The following is a 22,408-nucleotide window of genomic DNA, read 5'->3' as shown; positions in this document are numbered from 1 at the left end:
GTCCCCCGGTTTCACTTGGTCGTTGGGGGGGGGGGGTCGGTGTGGGGGGGGGGGGGGGGGGCGGCAGGGGGTTGATCCTGTCCGGCCCCACCGAACGTCGTCACGCGCCAGGTTCCTCTGATGGTGTGTCCGCAGGCTGCTCGTCAGGAGGCAGGACTCTGGGCGTGGGGGTGCCCGCGCAGGACCACGTTGTCGTCGGTAACGGCCGAGAGGTCTCCCTCCGCGAATGCCCGCCTGCGTCGTTCGGCGGCACCTGCACAGATTCCGCATCCGGGGGCGGGCACGGGGATCCGCCAGTCGTGCTCGGGAAGGTCGATCGGTGACGGTTGGATGGTGTTGTGCTCCATGCCCTGTCCCTTATCGGTCGCAGCCCCCTCACCCAGGAAGTTACCGCCGGTAGGAGCGTGAGCGTGGCAGCAGACGCGAAATCGGCCAATGCTGCGGCCGAGAAACGTCGAGACTGTTTAAACGCCCCGACCGCCACCCACCCCGCCGCTCGGACGCGGGGGTGCGTGTTGGCGCCGGAACGGGGCGCCCCGCCCCCCTGTTCAGGGGGTGTGGTGGGTTTGCCACCACCACTGAATGCTGGGCAGGTCGAGGGGTGCGGTCAGGTCGCGGCAGTGGAGGCGGTCGGTGGGCTCTTCGTGCAGGGCCGGCGCGGTGGACTGGCCTGTGTCGTACCGGTGGGTGGCTTGGAGTCCCCAGTCGAGGTTGCCGCGCAGGTGGTGGTCGAGATCGGAGAGGTAGCGCCGAAGGGGACGGTCGTCGGGGTCCGGAAGTTCGAGTCGCGCCTGGTGCTGCAGGTAGCACCACATGGCCTGGTTGCGCAGGTGGATTACCTCTGCGAGTGCCTGGGGAGTGGTGAGGCGGTGGTGCGTGCTAAGCGCGGTCACCAGGTTGACGTCGTCGCTGTGGTTCGCGGTTTCTGCCCTGTGAGAGTAGATGTCGTTGTCCCAGGCCATGATCATTCCGGCCATGTCGCTCATGGCATGCACGGTGTGTGAGGTGTGGTCTGCCGGGCGGAGTTCGAAGGTGTTGGCTACTTCGATGAGGCCGAACCCGAAGCCGTAGGTGCCGGCGTCCAGCGGGCGCATGGTCGTGAACTGGTCGAGTGCGGGGACGCGGTTGGCCTGGCGGTGGGCGGCCGTGGCTACGGCTCCCAGGGTGAATGCGCGCTGGTGGTCGATCCATCGGTGGTGACCGGCGGGGGTGGTGAGTGTGCGGAGGGTTTCCGCGATGTCGTGGAATGCGGGGGTGTAGGGGTCGCCGGGAGGCGGGATGGTGGAGGGCGCCTCGAGTGTGCGGATGAGCCTGAGGTGCCGTTCTGCGACGGCGGGCAGGTCGTGGAGGGCGAGGGTCTCCATCTCGTCGTCGAAGGCGAATCCTCAGATGAGGAGTCTGGTGATGGCTTCCAGGGTGTCGGCTTCGCCGTGTGGGTACATTCGGGCGACGAGGGCGCCGACGTGTGCCTGCTGTAGCTTGTGGCGGATTTTTTCGCTGCGGCAGAAAGGCTGCTTCTTCATCCAGGCGGTGGTGCGCTCGTCCAGCTCATCGGCCTGCTCATGGACGACCACCCGAGACGCTGTTGCCCGACGCTCTCGGCCTGGGCCGTCTTGACCTCCGGTCCCGGCCCGGCTGACGGCCGAGGTCAGCCTTCGGCCGATGCCGTCACCGCCGACTTCTCGTCATACTCGCGCAGCATCCGCATGACGGTCGCGGGCGAGGGGTGCCGGCCCTTCTTCTTGCCAGGGGCGCGCGGGGCGGGGTCTTGTACTACCGACTGTTCGGGCGGTTTCGTCAGCGGTTTGTCCCAGCGTGTGCGGAAACCGTTCTTCCCGCAGGCGGGACGGCACCTTCCCCCGGACCGGCGCGGGCGAGGGGCGGGATGTCCCCGCAGGGCCACTACCGCAGGGCAGGAAAGTGCTGATTGAGTGCTTTGTCTACCCGGATCATCCACCCCGAAGGAGTTGCCCATGTTCCACCTCCACCGTACGAAGCTGCGTGGCGCGGCGATCGGCGTCTGCGCCGCGGCGCTGGTCGTCGGCACCGGCCTGTTCACTCTTCCCGCGCAGGCACAAAGCCCGCAGGCGGCACCCGCGGCCGCCGCGATGAGGGAGGAGCGGGCGACGGCGGAAGTCGCCGAGTTCTTCCAGAAGTACCTGGACGCCGTGAACCAGGTGAGCGCGCAGACCCCGTTCCAGGTCCGTGAGGAGTTCCTCAGCGCCGACCTCGACAAGGAGCTCACCGTCTGGGGATCCGAACACAAGGCAGACCCGGTCCTGCGAGAGAACAAGGTCCCCAAGACCTGGTCGACGACGGACGGTCTCAAGACCGAGACCGAGATGAAGGTCATCATCACCGAGCGGTGGGAGGACGGCACCAGCCGGGACGTCTGGTACCAGGTCCGGCTCTCCGACCTGGTGATCGTCGGCCTGCAGGACCCGACCCCGGCCGCCTGAACCACGGGGCCGTCACCCCGCACCCGCACGCCGTCCCGGGTCACCTCTGACACCGCGAAGCCACCCCGGCACCGGATCGGTTCTCACAACCCGTTCTCATTCAAGAGTTCTGAGAACTGAGTTGTGAGAAATCCGGGGTCACTCGCGACCTGGCCCCGGCCGTTGCCGCGGTCAGTGGATCTTGGGGAAGGCCTTGTCTGGGTGGGCTGCCGCGACGTATTTCATGGCTGTCGACGGGTGGATGCCGAAGAGGCGGATGAGGTGGACGGGGTCGGCGCTCACCCGGGCCTCGTCCAGTACCCGGTCGCTCCAGAGCTGCCTCGGGGTCATGCCGATCTGGTCGAAGGCCGCGCGCAGTCCCAGGTAGCTGAGCGGGATGAGCGCGGGATGGTGAGCACTGTGGCTGGTGATGAACAGGTGGGGGTTGGGCGCCTTGGGCCAGGTACGGCGCCGTTCGTGCAGCCAGTCCGCCGCGAGCTCCATGGTGATGGGGTCCAGGTACACGGTGTGGGTGTGGCTGCCGCGGCGGACGGTAATCGTGCCGCGGACGAGATCGACGGCGGACAGGGGCAGGCGGCGCACTTCGCTGGCCTTGAGCGCGTGCACGGCCACGAGGGTGACAACGAGCCTGCCGCGCGCGTCTTGGATCTGGGGGAGGGCTCCTTGCAGGCGGTCGCTGGGCAGCGGGGTGGGGAGCCGGACAGGGGTGGACAGGGAGAGCCCTGCCATGGGGTTGCGAAAGATGATCCGTTGCTGCTTGAGCGCCCGGAAGACGCTGAGCAGGGCGTGGTGGACGCCGCGAGCCTGGTGGCCGTGGCGGTTGCGTCATTCAGTCTTCACGTGATCGCGGGTGATCTCGCGCAGGTTCAGGCCTGCGGCGGCCCAGGTGTGCAGGACGGGTAGGGCGACGCGGAGGTTCCGCAGAATGCGGACGTAGTCCACGGCGGGGTGCCGGCGGCGACCTTCGCCGCGCATGACCTGCACCCAGGCGAGCATGTGCTCGGCCATCTCGGCCGGGAGGCTGTCGAGTTTCCCTGCGATGGCCTGCTCCTGGCGGCGGTTACGGCGTTCGATGTCCAGCCTCGTGATCTGGTGGTTCGCGGCCGACTTCGTCGTGGGGTCTGGCCGTGGCTGGGGTGGTCGGGCCTGGGGTTCGTCGCTGAGCAGGAGTCCATGGCGCTGCCAGCAGGCGGGCCCGCACCTCCGCGGTCGCTCACCTCGCTACGGACGGCCAGAGTCGCAGCCCGTTCGCAGCCGAGCCGCGGCTTGGGCTAGGGGGTGGTGCCGCGGACGACGGTGACGGGGCAGGGGGCGTGCTGGGTGACGTGGAGGGAGACGGAGCCGAGGAGGGTGGCGACGAGTCCGGTGTGGCCGCGGTCGCCGACGACTAGGAGGTCGGCGCCCTTGGCCTGTTCGAGGAGGACGTGGGCGGGGCCGCCGTTGATGACGCTGCGGGTTGCCTTCTTGGCCGCGTCCGGGTCGAGGGCCTTGTCGATGGCTTCGTCCTGGATCTGTCGTGCGAGCTCTTCCGGGTTGACATCGGCGGAGAGGCCGCCGGGTACCGTGGCGGCCCAGGTGTCGTACTCCCAGCTGGTGACGGTCTCCAGTTCGGCGCCGGAGAGTTCGGCCTGGCGCTGGGCCCAGGCCAGTGCCTTCAACGAAGGCGTGGACCCGTCGACGCCCACCACGATCCTGCCCATGTGCCTGCCTCCTGTGACTGTGTCTGCTTCGTTGGTGACTATAGGGAATTAGTACGGAATTTCCGGTAGGGGCGGGGCCGCCTACGCGCCCGGGACGCCGGAGGGGTGGCCGGCGCGGGCGGGTCCTTCCGTGACGGCGAAGGCGGTACGGATCTCGGCGGCGGCGTCCGCGAGGGGGCTTCCCTCGGGGAGCGCGAGCAGCGGAGCCGGGGTGCGGAGGGCAGAAGTGCGGGCGCCCTCGGGGGACGCGATGGTGTCGGCGAGCGTCCGCAGGGCATCGGCGACGGCCGCGTTGTCGGCGGGCGGGGGCGGCGTCGCGCCGTGGTCGAGGCGGGTGGCGGTGGCGGTGAGTGATTCCAGGATGCGTTCCTGGCAGAGCAGGAGCGGCTGCCAGGCGGTGGCGCGGGTGCTGACGGGCGGCGGTTCGGTCAGGGCCTGCTGGAAGCCGGCCCTGACCTGCGACAGGCTGCGGTAGGCCTGCCTGCGGGCGGCGGAGCGGACGGCCACGGCGGCCTTGTCGCGCGGGTCGAGGAGGTCCGCGTAGGCGGCGGTGTCGCGCAGGGAGAGGGCGAGGTCCGCCCCGGTGCGGGGGCGGCGGGCGCCGGGCCACAGGAGGTAGCCGGCGGTGAGGACGATGGCGACGGCTACGAGGGTGTCGATGACGCGCGCGCCGACCAGCGCGGCGCCCTGGTGGCCGAGCATGTCCGAGAACAGCAGGATGAGCACGGTGATGGAGGCCGTCTGGAAGGCGTAGCTGCGGGCCGAGGCCAGGGGCAGGGCGAGGGCGGCCAGCGCGATGACGGGGAGTTCCCAGCCGCCGCGCGGGACGAGCTCCAGGACGGCTCCGGCGAGGACGACGCCGCCGAGGGTGCCGGCGGCGCGCAGCAGGGCGCGGGTGAAGACCGAGCCGTTGTCCGGCTTGAGTACGAAGGTGACGGTGAGCGCGACCCAGTAGGAGCGGGGTAGGTCCACGAGGGTGACGAGGGCTTCGGCGAGCCCGATGCACAGGGCCAGGCGCAGCCCGTACTGGAGCCCCGCGCCGCCGCTGAACAGTCCGCGGGCTCCGCTGTGCAGCCGGGTCGCCCAGCCCGCCGCGCCGGCGCCGGGTTCGCCGGCTTCGGCCGTTCCGGCGTGGACGCCGGTCGCGTGCTGGAGGGCCGCGTGCAGGGCCTTGTCCTCGGGCGTGCCGGAGGCCGGGCGGGGCCAGGGGGCGGGCCGGTCCTCGGCGATGGCCTCGGCCAGGGCGCGTACGGCCGCTGCGGCCTCGGGGCTACGGGGCTGCGCGGCCCGGTGCGCCGCGGGCAGTGCTTCGAGGAGCGGGGTGGCGGCGTTGAGCCGGGCGAGGAGGCGGCGGGAGCGCGGGCCCCGGCCGGGGTGGCGGGCGCGCCGCAGCAGGAGCAGGTCGTAGGCGCTGTTCACCGACTTCGCGACGGTGGCCATCGCGGCGCCCCAGCGCTCGGTGCCGGCCGCGTCCAGGGCGTCGGCGACCGAGCGGTAGACGGCGGCGACGGCCGTGCGCTGCGGGGTGTGGCGGCGCAGCGGCCAGCCGAGCAGGGAGAGCGCGCAGACCAGCAGGCCGCCCGCCATCAGGAGCAGCGGGGGCTGGAACCAGGGCCCGGGGACGGGCATGCCCGCGCCGATCACCGCCATCAGCAGGAACAGCATCCCGGTCAGGGAGGAGACCGGCCCGATCGAGCTGACGAACCCCGAGAGGAACGCGGCGCCGACCATCACGGCGACCATGACCCAGCCGTGTCCCTGGACGCAGGCGCCCAGCAGCCAGCCGACGGCGGAGGCGAACTGCGGCACCGCGATGTTGAGGAAGCGCAGGTGGTAGGCGTCGGCGGTGTCGGAGAGCACGGCGGCGATGGCGCCCACCGAGACCATCACCCACACCCCGTAGTTCCCGGTGGCCACCGCGACGGCGACGGGCCCGGTCAGGGCGATGACCGAGCGGATCATCGCGGGCCAGGGCGGCGCCTGTGCGGGACGGGGGCGTACCGCGCGGACCAGCCAGGAAGGCGGGGACGCCGTGGCGGAGAGGGACCGGATCGGGGACATCGAACCCCATTTCGCAAGGTCGGAGCATGCTCCTCCGATCATGGCCGCTCCGCGGGAAGGCGGCAGAAGTCGCTGGTCGGTGCGGGTTGCCTGGAGAGGAGCCGGTACTTCAAGGAGACCGCGCCGAACCGCTCGCCCCAAGAGGTAAGGGTGCCCTAACTTCGGGACCATTGACTGCGGCGATATACGAGTATCCGTGTTGATATGGGATTCATGAGCACTCCCCGTGGCGCAGAAGCCATGTCCGTCCGCCTCAACGAGTACGACCAGCCCATCGGCGAGCCCGTGCCCGGCTGGTCCCCCCGGCCCCTGCCCGCCGCGGTCACGCTCACGGGCGGGCGCTGCCGGCTGGAGCCGCTGGACGCGGACCGGCATGCCGCCGAGCTCCACGCGGCCTACGTCAGCGGGTCCGACCAGCGGGACTGGACGTACATGTTCACCGGCCCGTTCGCGTCCCCGGAGGACTACCGCCGCTACGCCGAAGCCGCGGCGGCCTCCGCAGACCCGCGGCACTACGCGGTGATCGACCTCGCCACCGGCACGGCGACCGGCACCCTCTCGCTGATGCGGCAGGACCCGGACCACGGCGTCGTCGAGATCGGCAACGTGATGTTCTCCCCGGTGATGAAGCGCCGCCCGATCTCGACCGAGGCCCAGTTCCTCGCCATGAGGTACGTCTTCGAAGACCTCGGCTACCGGCGCTACGAGTGGAAGTGCGACAGCCTCAACGCCCCGTCGCGCACGACGGCGGAGCGCCTGGGCTTCACCTTCGAGGGAATCTTCCGGCAGGCGATCGTCTACAAGGGCCGCAACCGCGACACCGCCTGGTACTCGATCACCGACACCGAATGGCCCACGGCCAAGCAGGGCTTCGAGGCCTGGCTCGCACCCGGCAACTTCGACGACCAGGGTGCCCAACGCCGCTCACTGGCCGAACTGCGCACGACCGCCGCCCCCGTACGACCGTGACGTACGGGCCGGCCACCGCGGCGCAGGCCGTGACCGGCGCCGGGTCCGGGCCTTCTCCGGCCCGGACGCTGACCGTCGTCAGCGCGGCCACCGCCCTCGCGCTGATGGTCTACAACGCCGTGATGGTCACGCTCCCGGCCACCGCCGCCTCCCTGCACACCCCCGCCTCCGCCCAGGCATGGCTCCTCAACGGCACCCCCCTCGGACTCGCCGCAGCGCTCCTGGTCGCCGGCAGCCTCGCCGACGACTACGGACACCGTCGCGTGTTCCTCTCCGGGACGGTCGGCCTGGCCCTCGCCACCGCTGCGGGCGCGATGGCGACCTCGACGTGGATGTTCACCCTCGCCCGCGTCGCCCAAGGCGTCGCCAGCGCGGCACTGCTCGCCGCCAGCCTGGGCCTGCTCGTCCACGCCTACCCCACCGCCCAGGGACGGCGGCGCGCCACCGGCGTGTGGGGGGCGTCCATCAGTGCCGGCACCGCCACCGGACCGGTGCTCGCCGGAGCGATGCCCGGCTGGCGCCTCGCCTACGCCGTCCTTGCCGCGCTCGTCGCCCTGGTGGCACTCGCCTGCGCGCGCACCCTCGCGGAGTCCCGGTCACCGCGCCCGGGCCGGGCCGACCTGCTGGGCGCCGCCGTCTTCGGCCTCGCCCTGGTCTGCCTGGTGGCCGCGCTCACGCTCGGCCGCGCGGGATTCCTGCGGACCCCCGTGGTGCTCCTGACAGCGGCGGCCCTGGCCGGCCTCGGCGTGTTCGCGCTCGTCGAACGCCGCGCCCGGAACCCGCTGATCGACCTCGCACTCCTGAGGCAGCGGCCGTTCCTCGGCTCAGCGGCGGCAGGCCTCTTCGCCGGGCTGGCCGTGATCAGCCTCTTCAGCTACCTCCCGACACTCTTCGAGCGCCTCCTCGGCCTGAGCCCGATGGAAGCCGCCGGCCTCTTCCTGCTGTGGGCGGGACTGTCCGCGGCCGTCGCGCTCCAGACCCGCAGGCTCGGCCCCCGCTTCACACCGAGCCACCTGCTCGCCTGCGGATTCACCCTCCACGCGATCGGAGCCCTGACGCTGCTTGGCGCGTTCGGCTCCCAGACCTGGCAGCGCCTCCTGCCCTGCCTGCTGATCAGCGGGATCGGCACCGGCCTGCTCAACGCCGCGCTCCCGCAGGCCGCCGTGGAATCCGTGCCCCCGGACCGGGCGGCCATGGGCTCCGGAGCCCAGCAGACCTTCCGCTACATCGGCTCGTGCACCGGCGTCGCCCTGACCATCGTCCTCGCCACCACCGAAGGCCGATCGGCGACCACCGGCGCGGACCTTGCCATCGGCCTGTCCGCGGGCCTGGCACTCATCGGCGCACTCGCCGTACTACTCCTGCGCACACGACCTGCCCGATGAAACCTGAGAGCCCGTCCACCCATCCGGTACGGCGACTGGCCTCGGCGTTACCGCGGGCTGCCCGGTGATCGGAGGTATACCCGGACAGAGCCAGCCGAGAATCCGCCTCCCGTCCGGCGGGTGCGAGGACTTTCGGGGAGTGGACGCCTGTGCGTGGGCAGCGGCGCAGCCGGTCAGCATTGGACAATGGCCTCGCGGCGCTTCCACCCGGACCGCCCACGCGGTCACCGCTGGTCCAGTTGAGGAGAAGTTCTGTTGAGTACCTCGTTCCACGCTCTGCATCACACGGACCGGCCACTGCTGCTGCCCAACGCCTGGGACTTCGCGTCGGGCGCGGCGCTGGCCGCAGCCGGGTTCGCCGCCGTGGGTACGACCAGCCTCGGCGTTGCCGCGGGCAACGGTCTTCCGGACGCCGCGGGACTGGCCCGTGCGGAAACCCTCGCGCTGGCCGGACGGCTGGTCCGGCTGCCGTGTCCGGTCACCATCGACATCGAGGCCGGATTCGCCACCGACCCGGGAGCGGTGGGTGACCTCGTGTCCGAGCTGGCCGACATGGGGGTGGCCGGGATCAACATCGAGGACGGACGCGGCGACCGCCTCGCCGACCCCGGGACCCAGTCGGAGCTGATCCGGGCCGTGAAGCGTCGCGCCCCCGAGATCTTCGTCAACGCCCGGACGGACCCGTACTGGTTGGGGGTCGACGACCCGCTCTCGGCGACGCTTGAGCGCGCGAAACGGTACACGGACGCCGGCGCCGACGGGATCTTCGTGCCCGGCATGGCCGAGGAGGAGCACATCGCCACGGTGACCGCTGCCCTGCCGCTCCCCGTCAACGTGTTGTACGAGCCTGCGCTGGGCCTTCGACGCCTCGCGGACCTGGGCGTGCGCCGCGTCAGCACCGGCTCCCTGCTGTTCCGCGCATCCCTGCACGCCGCCGTCGGCACGGCGCTCGCGATCCGCGACGGCGGCAACGTGCCGACCGGAATCCCCGGCTACGCGGAAGTCGACGCGCTCAGCCACCCGCCGGAGCCCCACTGACCGTCACGGCCCCGGACGCCACAGCGACACCTCCCCACGGGTCACACCGCCCGGCCGGCCCAGGCGGGTTCCGGGATGCCCAGGGCAGTAGTGCTCGCGCCAGAGATAGCGTCAGGAAGGCTACACAGCAAGCAAGTTCGCGGACGAGAGCGATCCAACCATCTACTTGTCGGCACACTTCGCCTTGACCATCGTTCCCACCCACAGCGGACAATGGACAATGGACAACTTGAAACCCTGTCCATAACTTCTGCTCAAAGCCACCCCCGCCCGAGAGTAGGTGGGCGGGCGGGATCGCTTCGGCGGCCTGTGCCAGCATCGGCTCCACCGGGGGGTGCAGCGTCACACCAGGCCTCCGTTTCGGGTGTTCCCCCTCCTCCCCAGCCTGCACCATCATGGACGGCATGGAAGATCGAGAAAGACCCGAGCAGGACGTCTGGATAGACGGTGACGCCCGGCGCTGCGTCGTGCACGTCAGAGGAGAGATGGACCTCGACCGCGGCCCGATGCTGCGCCATGCCCTGCACACGGCGATCACCCGGCCCGGCGGGCCGCCAGAGATCGTCATCGACCTCTCGGACCTGTCCTTCTGCGACTCCTCCGGCCTCAACATACTCATCAGCGCCCGCCAGACCGCGACCGACCACGACCGGCGCATCAGCCTGCGCAACCCGCAGTCCCAGATCCTGCGGCTCCTGGAGATCGCCGGCGTCGGCACGCTCTTCCCCGTCACCGACGCATGACCGGCCCCCGCACCTCCACTGCCCGGTTCACACCACGATGGTGCGCGGGCCGCCCCCGATGTGGCGGCGGCCCGCGCAACTGTCCGCAGCGAGGGGCGTTGGGCCGGGGTCAGGCGGCCCGGTCGAAGGCCAGCACCGTGTTCGGGCAGCCGGCCGCATAGCGCAGCAGCGCCTCGCGCTCGGCCTGGTCCACCGACAGCGCCCACCGGTGCTTGGTGGCCACCCACTCCCGATGTACCGGCAGTGCACCGCAGGAGCCGGCATCCACGTAGCCGGGTCCTGATCGGACTTCTGCCGGTTCGAACGCGCGGTCACCCCGACGAGGGTCACGTCAGAGCCGAGGTCGTTGGCGTACCGGCGGCGCCGCTCGGTGGTCCAGCCGTAGCCACCGGAATCGTGGAGTTCCGCGAGCGGACCATGTGGTCGATATCGATCCCGGCCGGGCCGGAGACGAGGACGTCGTCGTAGTAGGAGTGCCAGACGCCTCCGGTGATGGTGCAGCCGGCTCCCACGGTCGGGGCTTCGATCGCCTCGGCGATCAGCACGTCGTTCCGCGCGGAGCAGCCGTTCATGTCGTCGTCCTTCCAATGGGGGTACAGCTCGCGGCGGTAGCCGTCGCGTACCTCCTCGGCGACCGGCAGGGAGGTGATGGCGTCCGTGAGGGTGTACTCGTCGGCATGCGCCGGGGAGCTGGGAGCGAGGACGGCGAAGGCCAGGGTGGCGGCGGCGAGGCCGCGGGAAAAGTTCTTGATCACCGCCCGGTGGTACCGGCCCTACCCTCGCCAACGCGGGCCCGAGGGCGCGGGCTCACTCGGCTGGGGGAACGGATTCACCGAAGGAACGATGCTCCGCACCCTACGAGTTGCCGGCCTCCGGGCCGGCGCCGCCGCTCGGTAAGGATGAGGCCCCGCCTGGGTTCACGTGGGGCCTTCGTCGTGGGTGCCGGGACCTGTGTCTACCGCTCCTTCAGAAGAAGCCCGGCTGCGTCGGTTCGATGGATAGCAGGGTGTCCATGGCCGCTTGAGTGTTCGCAGTGTCGGCCGCCAGCTTGTCGAAGAATGCGTCGAAGGACATGTTCTCGCCCACGTGTGCAGGGGGCGGTGCCGCGAACATCTCCTGCGGCGCGTTCAGCGCCTGTATGACCGCAGCCGTCTCGGCATTCGGCTGCCAGGTGACCTGGGAGGCCTCGACAGGCACCACCGCTTCCGCCGGCGGCGCTTGCATGCTCGGCGCAGGGCCCGGCGACCACGCGGGACGCGGGGGCTCGGCGTGCGCGCGCTCTTGATCCCGGTGCTCTTGGTCCAGTCTCTGCTGGGCATCGTTCGGTAGCGCGCTGTAGTACCGGTACTCGCCGTTCTGCTCGCGATACATCCCGGAAGACATATCAGCTCCATTCGTCGGATGGATGCGCGGTCAGCCCGCCCGCCTCCAGCTCACGAGCAGCGCCAGCATCCCTATCCCTATGTCCATGATGCGCCTCGATAGGACAGATTCCGCCGGGATTCCTCCACTGGGGCATCTCGGACTACACCACCGAGAGAACAGGGAGCAGCCCGGCCACAGCGTTGTGCCGGGTGTCCTGTGTCAGACAACTTTGAGTGCGTGTCATCGAAGTTTGGTCAGTCCAGGACACCCGTGCTCGCGTCAGCAACCGCTGCGCCGGATTTCGGCCGGGCGGAAGGCTTCGGGTGGCTGAGATTGCGGTATCGCACAAGGTGTCTTGATCACTAGCGTGCAGAGAGACTGCATGCACTTGACCTGCGGGAACGCATGTTCGGAGCAGGATTTTGCAAGGTCGTCCGGTACGCCGATGCCGGGCGCCTCTCTTCCCTCGATTTCTGGAGTGATCATGGCTGACAGCAAGCCCGAGGACGATCAGAATCTGTGGCGGTCCGTGTACCGGAGCGAGGCGGGCTGGAGTGAGGACGAGCCCTTCGCCGACCACCTGAGCGTGGCGGCTCCCGTCCTCGCGGACTTCGACGGCACTCTCGTCTGCGCCCACCGCGGGGCCCGGCAGGGCGAGACGCACGAGTTCACGCGGCTGCCGCTGCGGTGGACCTCCTACGATCCCGCGATCAGTGTGCAGCCGGCCAAGGATCTCGAAGCGGCGAGCGCCACGTTCACCGAGGACCTCAGTGCCGTTCAGGCTCTGGCGAAGGTCGCGGAGATCCAGACGGCCGTCGAGGCGTTCGAGAAGTCCCGCAAGTGGACGCCCGACGCCGAGATCCAGGGTCAGAGCAGCACGAACACCCCCGCGCTGGCCTCCTTCGACGGCGGCCTCACCTGCGTCTACACCACCTGGGACGACGACGCCAGCCGCTTCCGTCTCAAGGAAGCGCGTCTGACGAGCCTCGCCGAGGGATGGCTCCCCGTGGAGCACTACGGTCAGGACGGCATCGGAGTGACCGGGCCTGACGGCGCCGCACTCGTGGTGTTCCAGGAGCAGCTCCACCTGCTCCTGGTGGAAAGGGTCAACGAGAGCATCGTGCACCGTCTCCGGGCTCCGCAGCCCAAGACGGAAGACAGCTACTACCAGCCGGGGCCGTGGCAGCGCGTTAAGGCGGACGGACGGGAGGTGGAAACGCCGGTACTTCGTGACCGTGAAGCCGATCGTGACATCTCCAATGACGGCTACCCGGCGAACCTGGCCGTCGCCGTCCACGAGGACGTCCTGCACCTGGTCTACCGGCGTGACGGCAAGAAGGAGGGCGGCAAGCTCTGGCACGCCACCTTCGACGGCACCGCCTGGAGCAAGCCGGCCGCAATCGAGGGCCACCTCAGCCGCCGCAGCGCCGCCCTGGCCTCCTACGACGGCAAGCTCCACGCCGTCTACCCCGACGCCGCCAGCGAAAAGCTCGTGCACGCCACCTACGAGGGCGGCAAGTGGAGTCCGGCCACCGCGATCCCCGGCCACGACAGCAAGAACACCCCCGCCCTCCTCGCATTCACCGACGGCCCCGGCAGCCACAACGGGCTGCTCCTGGTCCACCGCGGCGTCGACCGCTACGTGCCCCCGCCGACACCCCCCTACGTCCCCTACGTGCCCCCGACGGTCACCGCCGTCCACGGCGACGAGGAGAGCGTGCGCACCACCGACTACGGCTCCGGCCAGTGGTCCCGCGCCAAGCACTACCTCACCGCCCGCGCAGTCACCTTCGGTAAGGGAACCGACGCGAGCAAGGGCCTCGTCATCAGCGTCGGCGGACAGTTCTCTTACTACTGGTTCGCCGACTGGTACGCGGACGGCGGCCAGGTCCAGGGCTCGGTGAAGTTCAAGAACACCAACGGCCGCGACCACATCGTCGCCAACGGCTTCACCTACCAGATCAAGGACGGCCAGGGAGAGGCCCGCCTCGAACTGGCCGGCATCGACCCCGGCACCTACGAGGTGTGGCTGGGCGGCGACCCCAAGAAGACCGACGGGTACTGGTTCCACCACACCGACGCCGGCTCCGACCCCCACCTGTACTCCCGGGTCGAGCTCCACCCCATCCGCTTCACCATCACCATCCCCAAGTAGCCGCAGCCCGGCCACACCCATCAGATGTCACGTCCGGCCTGTCTCCCCACCCCAGGGAAAGGCCGGACGTGACGTCCTCACGGCCAGGACTCGGACAGACGCGATCAAACTGCGATGGCACGAACTCGCATCCATCAAGGTTCGATGACACAAGCTCAAGGTTCGTTGACACAGGACACCGGGACACGTACGGCCGCTGACCTGCGGCCGAGCACTCGCACAGGTATTCGAATATGTGTTTTAGTTGGAAGGTGAACCTGCCGTACCGCTTTCCCGCCGATCTCCTCGCCCTCGCACGGGCACAGCACGACACTTACACCGCGCTTGCGCACGCTCCCGCCGGGGCCAGTACGGCCTCGCTCCGGCGCCGCCTGGTCCTCCTGGACCTGCACCTGGCCAGCCACCCTTACTGGGCCTCCCCCGCGCACTGGCGGACCGGCACCGCCGAGCTCCGCCGGACCGTCCGCACCCGGCCATGAACCGGCCCGCCAGGCCGCACGCGCCTGCACGAGCTCGCGCAGGACGTCCGCCCGCTCCGCCGAAACCGGCACCAACACCTCCTGCGCGACCGCCATCACCGCCCGCCCCGCCCACGCCGCGGCCGCCATCGACTCCCCCGCCGCCGCCCGCCGCACCACCTCGAACTCCGCGCCGGTAAACGCGACCGCCAACCGGCTCCCGCGCACCTGACCCGCCTGGCGTTCACGACGCCGGACCGGACCGTCATCTGCCACCACAAGCCCTCGCTCCCGTACATCCCGAGGAAGCCGGAATCCGTGTTCCTCACCGGAACACAATCAAGATCGTTAGCGCGTAATGCTGCATTACGCACTAACTGGCTCCCCTTTTCTATTGCATGAAAAATCCTCCCAGCCAGCCGCACCCGACCACCCGCAAAACCGTCGACCACGCCCCGACACCACCCACACCAGCGACCCCCACACCACCACCCACCCACAGCAACACGAAGCGACGACCACCCACTTCTGGGCGTGGTGCCTGCTGTCGTTGGGCCGTCATGCACCGGATGTGAGACAGAGCCGAAAACTTTACAGACCCGCCTCTGCCCCTGGTCGTGCCGTTATGAGATGTCGGGGATCTTGCCGAGGTCCGTCCAGCCAACAGGGGCGGGGTCGCCGCCGTTGAACGCGTAGACGGTGGTGGCGGTGTCGGGTTCCTGGAGGAGGTAGTCGGCGTGGGTGTCGGCGGTGACGTCGGCGAGCTGGACGCGGGCGTGATCGGTGGTCAGGCCGGAGGCGGTCTGGCCGGCCAGGTGCCAGCCGCCGTGCTGGTCGCCGCCGCGGTTGAGGTAGGTGGTGAGGCTGCCGTTGGGGTTGACGGTCCAGTAGTCGGCGCGTCCGTCGCCGTCGTAGTCGGCCAGGCGTACGCGGCTGCGGTCGGTGGTGGTGCCGGTGGCGATCTGTCCGAGGTTGATCCAGCCGCCCGCTCCGGCGCCGTCGCCGCCGCGGTTGAGGTGGACGTTGACCGAGCCGTTGTCGGCGATGGTCCAGTAGTCGGCGCGTCCGTCGCCGTCGTGGTCGGCGAAGCGGACCTGCTGCTGGGCGGTGGTGGTGCCCCAGGCGACCTTGCCGATGTTGTTCCAGCCGTTGGGGCCGCTGACGTCTCCGCCGCGGTTGATGTAGGCGGTGACGCCGCCGTCGGGGGCGATGTACAGGTAGTCGGCACGCCCGTCGCCGTCGAAGTCGGCGAAGCGCACGCGCTCGCGGTCCGTGGTGACACCGCTGGCGATCCGGCCTATGTCCTGCCAGATTCCGGCGCCCGATCCGCCGCGGTTGAGGCGGGCGCGTACCTCACCGGAGCCGGCGATGCTGAGCTGGTCGATCCGTCCGTCGCCGTCGAAGTCGGCCCAGCGGACGGATCCGGTGCCGCCCGCCTCCGTTCCGGCGCGCGGGGCGGGTGCGTGCTGGGTCCAGCCGTCCGTGACGGCCTGCTCCAGCCCCTGGTTGTAGGCGGCGGCCATCTTGTGGTAGCCGGCGTCGTTGGGGTGAAGCCCGTCGGGCAGTTCGGCCGCCGGGTCCAGGCGAGGGGACTCGACGTAGCGCACGTGCCGGCCGGCGGCGGTCCGGGTGTCTACCGCGGTGCGCAGGGTGGCGTTGAAGGTGTTCGTCCGTTCGTACTGGCCGCGGGTGTCGGTGAGGAGCCCCTGGACGATGACGGTGACGGCGGGGTTGTTGTGCTGGAGGCGGTCGATGAGCGAGGCGAGGTCGCCCGCTGCGGTGGCGGGGTCGGCGTTGTGGGAGTTGAGGTCGTTGATGCCCAGGTGGAGCAGGACCACGTCAGGGGCGGCGGCGGCCTGCCAGCGGTCGATGTTGTCGCGGATCTGGCCTATGGTCCAGCCGCTGTGGCCTTCGTTGTCGGGGTCGGGGGTGTTGCCGAACGAGCCGGACCCGACGTAGTCGGGGGTGTAGCGAGTCTGGCCGGCCATCAGCTCCCAGAGGGGGGAGCGGTATCCCGCTTCGTTGGAGCTGCCTGCGCCGGCGGTGATGGAGTCCCCCAGCGGCATGACCCGCACCAGGGAAGGTGCGGGCTGCGGGCCTGCGCTGGCGGGTGTGGCGCCCAACCCGAAAGCGGTGATGGCCGCGATGGCCAGGGTGAGGGCTGTGGGGGTGCTGCGCTTCATCAGTGTGGTGCTCTTTCGGTGTTGGTGGCAGGCCTTGGTTACCGGCGGAACGGACTCACTGCGGGCATGGCACAGGACCGCCTCCTGTCCTCCTCGCAGGGAGGACAGGAGGCGGTCAGCCACGTCGTACTGTTCGGCCGGTCCGCTCGGTCTCGGTGGATTCTTGGGTCGGGTACCGCTCAGGTACCGCTGGCGACCTTGCCGAGGTCGGTCCAGCCGCTGCCCTTGTCGCCGCCGTTCCAGGCGTACACGTTGGCGCTGTTGCCCGGGCCGGCCAGGACGTAGTCGGCGTGGGTGTCGGCGTTGAAGTCGACGAACTGGACCTTGGTGTGGTCCGTGGTCAGCCCTGATGCGATCTGACCGACGACACTCCAACCGTTGTTGGGGACGACGTCGCCGCCGCGGTTGAGGTAGAGGTCGACCTTGCCGTCGGGCTTGACGATGAAGTAGTCGGCCTTGCCGCCGCCCAAATCGCGTGTATCGCCCAGATGCAGGTGAACCAGCCAAAACAGGTGGTCGTCCAGGAGTTCGGGCTGGTGGCGGAAGGGGCCTCCGTCATAGCCCGGGATCCGGGCCGGAGGTGTCTTTGGGCTGCTCGTCACGAGGGCCATCATGTCCCCGGCTGCCTAACGAGTGACAGTTGGGGTGCCTGAAGCAATGCGGGACGCACAGCAAGGATATGGATCAGGTACTCAGCAATCCCGAGGCGGACGCCTACCTCCAAGAAGCCGTCCACGAACACCTCACCGACTGGCTAGACCACCACCCGCACGAAGCCGTCGCCATCACCCGCCACATCCTCAACGCGTCCAACTGACGTGCGAAGGTACGACGAAGGACCTCCAGCCCGGGGGCTAACCCGGTGGGGGTGAACGCCGAGAAGGGCCGGTGTCGATTGCCTGCGGAGTTCGGTTACTCCGCCTCAGTCTTGATCTTGGCCCGGTAGAGCACCGCGTAGCGGGGGCTGTTCCAGGTCGTATGCGGATCGCCGACGTGGAGTTCCGTGGTGATCTTCGAGCGCTGCTCGGGACCACCGGCGAGGAACACCGCGAGCTCGAAGACGATGTCCTCGACATCTTCCTCCACCTCAGCGGTGAGCGCGGCGAGAGCGAAGTGGAGGATGATCTCTTCCGGCCGAGGCTCGACGGCGATACCGAGAACATCCGGTCCGATGAGCCCCAGCGAGGCCTGTCCCGTTTGTATCAGCAGATAGTTCCGCCGTAGCAGGTCACGCTCCTCGGTCGCCGTGATCTCCGGGTTGTAGTACTGCCTGGCGGGATGATCCATCCCCGCAGCGTAGCGACCCGGCCGAACAGGGCTCGCGGGATCCAGTTGCCACGTCGGGAGGCCGTCACCTGGCCATCGGTGATGGCTCCCAGCGCTTTTCGCTCTGGTCAGTTCAGCTCGTCGGAATGGACGGTCCGAACCTGTTGATCACCATGCTGGTGTTCCTGTCTGTCTGGTCGACCCACTCGATGATGCGGCCGTCCACCATCGTCTGGGTGGCGGCGACCCCATCGAGGTCCCCGCCGAGGAAGCCGACGCACAGCATCGGGTGCTGGTCACCCGATGCGAGTTCGCGGTCAAGCCAGTGGGATGCCAGTGGACGGTAGGCGCCGCACGTCCCGGAGACCAGCAGGTGCGGCGTACTCAGGCCGGCCATTACACCTGCACAGAAACCCGGGACACCCGCACACACCTGGAAGACTCGGCCAACCTGAGAAAAGACCAGGCCACCACCCCCACCCAACAGTCGTCGAGCCCATCAACGCGCAGCCACGACAAGCGCAACGGGGTTCCACATCAGCACACAGCAGCCAAGCCATCTGAACCCCCGCAGGTCAAAGAACCGGACCACGCACCACATCAATGGCCCGCCAGACAACCGCACGCGGGCTGACCAACACCGCAGGTCAGACACCCAGCCAGGCCCAGACTCGCGGTCCGTCGGGCGGACACCGAGCTGCTCCAGAGCCCTGCCCCGGACCCGGAGGTCGAGGCCGAGGTTAGCCGCGAAGGCCGGGCCTTCGGCCAGGGGTCCGCAGTAGCGGCGCGTTCCCGGAGACCACCACCGGAGCAGGTGCCGGCAGCGGGATCGAGGTCGGGGTCGGGGTCGTGCAGCGGCGGGAGCGGGCGGCCCGGGAGCCGGGTCGGGCCCAGAAGCAGGTGCCCGCGGTGGTGGGCGACGGCGCCCACGGATCGCGGATCGCGGCAGTGCGTGCGGCCGGGACCTCGGCCGGTGAAGGTCCCGCGGCAACGGGTGCGGCGCCGGGGTGCTGGCGCTGGCTGCGGGCGGGGCGGCGGCGCGGACGGCCGCCGCCTGGTCAACTCCGACCCCCGCGGCGTGTGCGTCGGTCAGGAAGCGGGTCACGTCCACGCCCTGATCAGCCAGGCGGTCCATGCGGCGACATACCGGGCCAAGCCAGGGAGGCGAGTACACCGAGCCGGAGAAGATCCGTTTTCCCGTTGAATCCGGCCACCCGGGCGGGTGAGTTGCCCCGATACCCCCCGTTACTGTCTTCATTGGCTCCGCAATGGGGCCTCCGGCCTTCGGGTCCGGCATGACTTCCCCCCTTGTTGTTGATGATCCGGGGGTGGTGTCACCGGGCCCGGAGGCATCGACGGACCGCTGATGAGGGGCTTGAGCGCCGGCTTCACCCGAGCCGGAAGAGCTCTCCGTAACGTGGATGTGGCAGCTCGGTGCCGAGGCAAGGTCGGACGAAAGCGTGAGTGGAGGGGCTCGCACGTGATCGACACCAGCGGCATCGATGTCTTCCTCGGCTTGGACGTCGGCAAGGGCGAACACCACGCCACCGCCGTCACCCCGGCCGGGAAGAAGGCCTTCGACAACCGGTTACCCAACGCCGAACCCAAGCTCCGCGAACTCTTCGCCAAGCTGAATCCAAGCACGGAACGGTGCTGGTCGTGGTCGACCAGCCGGCCTCGATCGGGGCCCTGCCGCTGGCGGTCGCGCGGGACAGGGGCTGCCCGATCGCCTACCTTCCCGGGCTGACGATGCGGCGGATCGCCGACCTCTATCCCGGCGAGGCCAAGACGGACGCGAAGGACGCGTTCATCATCGCGGACGCGGCCCGCGCGATGCCCCACACGCTGCGGGCCATCGACGGCGAGGACGAGACCATCGCCGAGCTGGAGATGATCGTCGGATTCGATGACGACCTGGCCGGCGAAGCAACCCGGGTCGCGAACCGCCTTCACGGCCTGCTGACCCGAATCCATCCGTCCCTGGAACGGGTGCTGGGGCCGCGATTGCAGCACCCGGCCGTCCTCACGCTGCTGGAGCGGTTCGGGTCTCCGGCTCAGATCCGCCAGGCCGGCCGACGCCGTCTGGTGACGCTGTTACGGCCGAAGGCGCCGAGGATGGCGGAGCGGCTGGTCGAGGAGATCTTCACCGCTCTGGACGAGCAGACCGTAACCGTTCCGGGGACCGAGGCGGCCGCGCTGATCGTCCCGAGCCTGGCCGGGTCCCTGGCCGCAGTGTTTGACCAGCGGAAACTGTTGGCCGGGCGGATCGAGGAACTCCTGGAGGCTCACCCTCTTTCGAAGGTCCTGAGGTCGATGCCGGGAGTCGGCGTCAGGACCGGAGCCCGGATCCTGATCGAGGTCGGCGACGGCAGCACCTTCCCCACCGCCGGCCACCTCGACGCCTACGCCGGACTCGCACCCGCGACCCGCAATTCAGGTTCCTCGATCCGCGGCGAACAACCCTCCCGCAGAGGAAACAAGCAGCTCAAAACTTCAGTCGGTGCCTTTGAGCGCCGCCAGGACGCGGTCGGGTGTCAGGGGGAGTTGGCGCAGACGTTGTCCGATGGCCTGGCAGACGGCGTTTCCGATCGCGGCCGCTGTTCCGACGATGCCGATCTCGCCGATCCCCTTGCTGCCCATGGGGTTGAGGTGCTTGTCGCGCTCGTCGATCCAGTGGACTTCGATGGCGGGTACGTCGGCGTGCGCCGGTACGTGGTAGGCGGCGAGGTCGCTCTCGGTGAAGTCTCCGAACGCCGCGTCCATCGTGCTGTGTTCCGTCAGTGCCATGCCGAGTCCCATCACCATGGCACCCTTGAACTGGGAGCGCGCGGTGAGCGGGTTGAGAATGCGGCCGGCGGCGAAGACTCCCAACATGCGGCGGACGCGAACCTCCCCGCTGACCGTGTCGACCCGCACCTCGGCGAAGTGCGCGCCGAAAGCGTGCCGGGCGTACGGGGACTTCTGCTTGGCCGACTGTGTGGTGTCGGCGGACGCGGACAGACCCTCCGGCGGCAGCGGCCCGTGGTGGTGTTCCCGTCGTGCGGCCAAGGCCTCGCAGGCGTTGTGGACGGCCCAACCCCAGGAGGCTGTGCCCGAGGAGCCCCCGGCGAGCGGGGCGACCGGCAGGCCGGTATGTCCGATGGCGACGGACACGGAGTCGAGCGGGACCCCCAGGGCGTCGGCGGCCACCTGGGCCAGGACCGTGCGGGCGCCCGTGCCGATGTCGGTGGCGTCGACCTCTACGAGGTAAGTGCCGCCGGGCCGGGCGTGGACCCGGGCGGTGGAGGGCGCGACGAGTACGGGGTAGGTCGCCGCGGCCACCCCGCTGCCGATGAGGTACGGACCCTCGCGGCGCGCTCCGCCGCGGCCGGCCCAGCCGAACCGGTCGGCGCCCTCGCGCAGGCACTCCACGAGGTGGCGGCTGCTGAAAGGACGTCCGCTGTCGGGCTCGGTGCGGGGTTCGTTGCGCACGCGCAGCTCGACCGGATCAATGCCGAGGGCGTCGGCCAGCTCATCCATCGCGGACTCCAGGGCGTACATGCCCGGCGTCTCGCCGGGAGCACGCATCCAGGACGGTGTGGGCACGTCGAGGGCGACGACGCGGTGGGTGGTGCGGATGTCGGGCACGGCATACATGACGCGGGCGGGTACGGCCGCCTGCTCGACGAACTCGCGCACGCGCGAGGTGTGGGTGGTGACCTCGTGCGTCAGCGCGGTCAGGGTGCCGTCGGTACGGGCGCCGAGCCGGAGGTGGTGCAGGGTGGGCGCGCGGTGGCCGACCGTGGCGGGCAGGTGAGCGCGCGGCAGGGCAAGTTTCACGGGCCTGCCGTAGTGGCGCGAGGCCATCACCGCCAGGACCACGTGGGGACGCGGGGTTCCCTTGCAGCCGAATCCGCCGCCGACGTGCTCGGAGACGACGGTGATGTGCTCCTCCGTCAGCTTGAACAGTGCGGCCAGCGCGGCACGGACGGGTCCCGCGCCCTGACTGGAGTCGTACACCGTGAGGTGGTGGCTCTCTTCGTCCCAGTCGGCGGTGGCGGCGTGCGGTTCCATGGGGTGGTTGTGCAGGGGCGGGACGGTGTAGGCGCAGTCGACCTGTACGGGGGCGGCGACGAGAGCCGCGTCCGGGTCACCCTGCTCGCGGTGCGCGGGATGGCCCCCGTTGGCTTCCTCAGGGATATAGGCGTCCGGACTGCCGGCGGTGAGGATGACGGCGTGGGGGTCGCTCTCGTAGGCGACGCGTACCACGGAGGCGGCGGCCCGGGCACCCTCCAGCGTGTCGGCCACGGCCAGGGCCACGTACCAGCCGCGGTGAGGGACGCGGAGGTCCTGGAGGAGGCGCAGGGTGGGGTCCTCCGCCTCGCCGAGCCGGGGTGCGTCGTACGGGGTCAGTACGCCGATCACGCCGGGCAGGGCGGTCGCGGCCGTGGCGTCGACGGAGGTGACCTGTCCACGGGCGATCGTGGCGGGTACGGGCCAGGCGTAGGCGCAACCGGGTGGTGTGTGCTCGGCGGCGTAGCGCGCTGCTCCGGTTACCTTCTCGCGGCCCTCCCTGCGCGAGGCGGGGCTGCCCAGCGCGGGCCGGTCGTCGGGGGTGGGGCGCATCGCGGCTCCCCTTTCCTGCTC

At 69.9% G+C, this 22,408-nt stretch carries 20 protein-coding genes and 2 pseudogenes; 9 read left to right on the top strand and 13 right to left on the bottom strand.

Annotated features, from left to right (window positions below; all coding sequences use genetic code 11):
- Positions 1-548: 548 nt before the first annotated feature.
- Positions 549-1,370, bottom strand: a pseudogene (locus tag ACFWNV_RS07550) (hypothetical protein); the annotation flags it as partial.
- Positions 1,371-1,385: 15 nt separating this feature from the next.
- A complete protein-coding gene (locus tag ACFWNV_RS07545; RefSeq protein ID WP_383941975.1) occupies positions 1,386-1,574 on the bottom strand; it encodes a hypothetical protein in 189 nt (62 codons plus the stop codon).
- A gap of 399 nt (positions 1,575-1,973) precedes the next feature.
- Here ACFWNV_RS07545 and ACFWNV_RS07540 point away from each other — a divergent pair, with 399 nt between their 5' ends.
- Positions 1,974-2,459: a hypothetical protein gene (locus ACFWNV_RS07540; protein WP_383941974.1), complete on the top strand. Its 486-nt coding sequence runs from the start codon at positions 1,974-1,976 to the stop codon at positions 2,457-2,459.
- 171 nt (positions 2,460-2,630) lie between these two features.
- On the opposite strand, the gene ACFWNV_RS07535 is transcribed toward ACFWNV_RS07540, so the two are convergent.
- The 4 genes from ACFWNV_RS07535 to ACFWNV_RS07520 all read right to left on the bottom strand — a co-directional run bounded on the left by ACFWNV_RS07535 (position 2,631) and on the right by ACFWNV_RS07520 (position 6,220).
- Positions 2,631-3,188, bottom strand: coding sequence for a hypothetical protein (locus tag ACFWNV_RS07535; protein WP_383941971.1), 558 nt, complete (start codon positions 3,186-3,188; stop codon positions 2,631-2,633).
- 96 nt (positions 3,189-3,284) lie between these two features.
- Positions 3,285-3,467: a hypothetical protein gene (locus tag ACFWNV_RS07530; RefSeq protein ID WP_383941968.1), complete on the bottom strand. Its 183-nt coding sequence runs from the start codon at positions 3,465-3,467 to the stop codon at positions 3,285-3,287.
- Between the two features lie 263 nt (positions 3,468-3,730).
- Positions 3,731-4,159, bottom strand: a complete 429-nt coding sequence (locus ACFWNV_RS07525; protein ID WP_383941966.1) for a universal stress protein — start codon at positions 4,157-4,159, stop codon at positions 3,731-3,733.
- A gap of 81 nt (positions 4,160-4,240) precedes the next feature.
- Positions 4,241-6,220: an FUSC family protein gene (locus ACFWNV_RS07520; RefSeq protein WP_383941963.1), complete on the bottom strand. Its 1,980-nt coding sequence runs from the start codon at positions 6,218-6,220 to the stop codon at positions 4,241-4,243.
- Between the two features lie 213 nt (positions 6,221-6,433).
- On the opposite strand from ACFWNV_RS07520, the gene ACFWNV_RS07515 reads away from it, so the two are divergent.
- The 4 genes from ACFWNV_RS07515 to ACFWNV_RS07500 all read left to right on the top strand — a co-directional run bounded on the left by ACFWNV_RS07515 (position 6,434) and on the right by ACFWNV_RS07500 (position 10,355).
- A complete protein-coding gene (locus ACFWNV_RS07515) occupies positions 6,434-7,189 on the top strand; it encodes a GNAT family N-acetyltransferase (protein ID WP_383941960.1) in 756 nt (251 codons plus the stop codon).
- Positions 7,186-8,574, top strand: a complete 1,389-nt coding sequence (locus tag ACFWNV_RS07510) for an MFS transporter (RefSeq protein ID WP_383941957.1) — start codon at positions 7,186-7,188, stop codon at positions 8,572-8,574. Before ACFWNV_RS07515 ends, ACFWNV_RS07510 begins: the two co-directional genes overlap by 4 nt.
- Positions 8,575-8,829: 255 nt before the next feature.
- Positions 8,830-9,612 (top strand): isocitrate lyase/phosphoenolpyruvate mutase family protein, encoded by a 783-nt coding sequence (locus tag ACFWNV_RS07505; protein ID WP_383941954.1) that lies wholly within the window; start codon positions 8,830-8,832, stop codon positions 9,610-9,612.
- A 404-nt stretch (positions 9,613-10,016) separates the two neighbouring features.
- On the top strand, positions 10,017-10,355 hold the full coding sequence (locus tag ACFWNV_RS07500) for an STAS domain-containing protein (RefSeq protein WP_383941951.1): 339 nt from the start codon (positions 10,017-10,019) through the stop codon (positions 10,353-10,355).
- A 326-nt stretch (positions 10,356-10,681) separates the two neighbouring features.
- Here ACFWNV_RS07500 and ACFWNV_RS07495 read toward each other — a convergent pair whose 3' ends face one another.
- Positions 10,682-11,110 carry a hypothetical protein gene (locus ACFWNV_RS07495; protein ID WP_383941948.1) on the bottom strand — a complete coding sequence of 143 codons (429 nt, stop codon included), beginning with the start codon at positions 11,108-11,110 and terminating at the stop codon, positions 10,682-10,684.
- Positions 11,111-11,321: 211 nt separating this feature from the next.
- Entirely contained in the window at positions 11,322-11,738 is a 417-nt protein-coding gene (locus ACFWNV_RS07490) for a hypothetical protein (RefSeq protein WP_383941945.1), read from the bottom strand.
- 466 nt (positions 11,739-12,204) lie between these two features.
- Between ACFWNV_RS07490 and ACFWNV_RS07485 the strand changes: the two genes are divergently transcribed.
- Together ACFWNV_RS07485 and ACFWNV_RS07480 are read left to right on the top strand one after the other, a co-directional pair.
- Entirely contained in the window at positions 12,205-13,875 is a 1,671-nt protein-coding gene (locus ACFWNV_RS07485) for a hypothetical protein (RefSeq protein WP_383941942.1), read from the top strand.
- A 251-nt stretch (positions 13,876-14,126) separates the two neighbouring features.
- Positions 14,127-14,354, top strand: a complete 228-nt coding sequence (locus ACFWNV_RS07480; RefSeq protein WP_383941939.1) for a hypothetical protein — start codon at positions 14,127-14,129, stop codon at positions 14,352-14,354.
- Between the two features lie 602 nt (positions 14,355-14,956).
- On the opposite strand, the gene ACFWNV_RS07475 is transcribed toward ACFWNV_RS07480, so the two are convergent.
- Complete coding sequence (locus ACFWNV_RS07475) at positions 14,957-16,516, bottom strand: FG-GAP-like repeat-containing protein (RefSeq protein ID WP_383941936.1); 1,560 nt, start codon at positions 16,514-16,516, stop codon at positions 14,957-14,959.
- A gap of 179 nt (positions 16,517-16,695) precedes the next feature.
- Positions 16,696-17,118, bottom strand: coding sequence for an FG-GAP-like repeat-containing protein (locus ACFWNV_RS07470; RefSeq protein ID WP_383941934.1), 423 nt, complete (start codon positions 17,116-17,118; stop codon positions 16,696-16,698).
- 77 nt (positions 17,119-17,195) lie between these two features.
- Between ACFWNV_RS07470 and ACFWNV_RS07465 the strand changes: the two genes are divergently transcribed.
- Positions 17,196-17,333, top strand: a complete 138-nt coding sequence (locus ACFWNV_RS07465) for a hypothetical protein (RefSeq protein ID WP_383941931.1) — start codon at positions 17,196-17,198, stop codon at positions 17,331-17,333.
- Positions 17,334-17,428: 95 nt separating this feature from the next.
- On the opposite strand, the gene ACFWNV_RS07460 is transcribed toward ACFWNV_RS07465, so the two are convergent.
- Together ACFWNV_RS07460 and ACFWNV_RS07455 are read right to left on the bottom strand one after the other, a co-directional pair.
- Complete coding sequence (locus ACFWNV_RS07460; RefSeq protein WP_383941928.1) at positions 17,429-17,803, bottom strand: hypothetical protein; 375 nt, start codon at positions 17,801-17,803, stop codon at positions 17,429-17,431.
- 112 nt (positions 17,804-17,915) lie between these two features.
- Complete coding sequence (locus ACFWNV_RS07455; protein ID WP_383941925.1) at positions 17,916-18,179, bottom strand: hypothetical protein; 264 nt, start codon at positions 18,177-18,179, stop codon at positions 17,916-17,918.
- 1,083 nt (positions 18,180-19,262) lie between these two features.
- Here ACFWNV_RS07455 and ACFWNV_RS07450 point away from each other — a divergent pair.
- Positions 19,263-20,281, top strand: a pseudogene (locus ACFWNV_RS07450) (IS110 family transposase); the annotation flags it as partial.
- On the opposite strand, the gene ACFWNV_RS07445 reads toward ACFWNV_RS07450, so the two are convergent.
- Positions 20,276-22,387 (bottom strand): xanthine dehydrogenase family protein molybdopterin-binding subunit, encoded by a 2,112-nt coding sequence (locus ACFWNV_RS07445; RefSeq protein WP_383941922.1) that lies wholly within the window; start codon positions 22,385-22,387, stop codon positions 20,276-20,278. The pseudogene ACFWNV_RS07450 and the gene ACFWNV_RS07445 sit on opposite strands and share 6 nt — an antisense overlap.
- Positions 22,388-22,408: the final 21 nt, after the last annotated feature.

The sequence above is a fragment of the Streptomyces sp. NPDC058401 genome, from assembly GCF_042722885.1.
In the GTDB taxonomy this organism is placed as follows: domain Bacteria; phylum Actinomycetota; class Actinomycetes; order Streptomycetales; family Streptomycetaceae; genus Streptomyces.
Note: the sequence above shows the minus strand (reverse complement) of the source record. Positions and strands in the feature narration are given on the sequence as shown.

Bases quoted from the DNA above. Each gene is read 5' to 3' on its own strand.
- ACFWNV_RS07535 (WP_383941971.1), bottom strand. From the start codon at position 3,188: ATGGCAGGGCTCTCCCTGTCCACCCCTGTCCGGCTCCCCACCCCGCTG.
- ACFWNV_RS07530 (WP_383941968.1), bottom strand. From the start codon at position 3,467: ATGGCCGAGCACATGCTCGCCTGGGTGCAGGTCATGCGCGGCGAAGGT.
- ACFWNV_RS07500 (WP_383941951.1), top strand. From the start codon at position 10,017: ATGGAAGATCGAGAAAGACCCGAGCAGGACGTCTGGATAGACGGTGAC.
- ACFWNV_RS07445 (WP_383941922.1), bottom strand. From the start codon at position 22,387: ATGCGCCCCACCCCCGACGACCGGCCCGCGCTGGGCAGCCCCGCCTCG.
- ACFWNV_RS07465 (WP_383941931.1), top strand. From the start codon at position 17,196: ATGGATCAGGTACTCAGCAATCCCGAGGCGGACGCCTACCTCCAAGAA.
- ACFWNV_RS07460 (WP_383941928.1), bottom strand. From the start codon at position 17,803: ATGGATCATCCCGCCAGGCAGTACTACAACCCGGAGATCACGGCGACC.
- ACFWNV_RS07540 (WP_383941974.1), top strand. From the start codon at position 1,974: ATGTTCCACCTCCACCGTACGAAGCTGCGTGGCGCGGCGATCGGCGTC.
- ACFWNV_RS07520 (WP_383941963.1), bottom strand. From the start codon at position 6,220: ATGTCCCCGATCCGGTCCCTCTCCGCCACGGCGTCCCCGCCTTCCTGG.
- ACFWNV_RS07525 (WP_383941966.1), bottom strand. From the start codon at position 4,159: ATGGGCAGGATCGTGGTGGGCGTCGACGGGTCCACGCCTTCGTTGAAG.
- ACFWNV_RS07515 (WP_383941960.1), top strand. From the start codon at position 6,434: ATGAGCACTCCCCGTGGCGCAGAAGCCATGTCCGTCCGCCTCAACGAG.
- ACFWNV_RS07455 (WP_383941925.1), bottom strand. From the start codon at position 18,179: ATGGCCGGCCTGAGTACGCCGCACCTGCTGGTCTCCGGGACGTGCGGC.
- ACFWNV_RS07485 (WP_383941942.1), top strand. From the start codon at position 12,205: ATGGCTGACAGCAAGCCCGAGGACGATCAGAATCTGTGGCGGTCCGTG.
- ACFWNV_RS07490 (WP_383941945.1), bottom strand. From the start codon at position 11,738: ATGTCTTCCGGGATGTATCGCGAGCAGAACGGCGAGTACCGGTACTAC.
- ACFWNV_RS07475 (WP_383941936.1), bottom strand. From the start codon at position 16,516: ATGAAGCGCAGCACCCCCACAGCCCTCACCCTGGCCATCGCGGCCATC.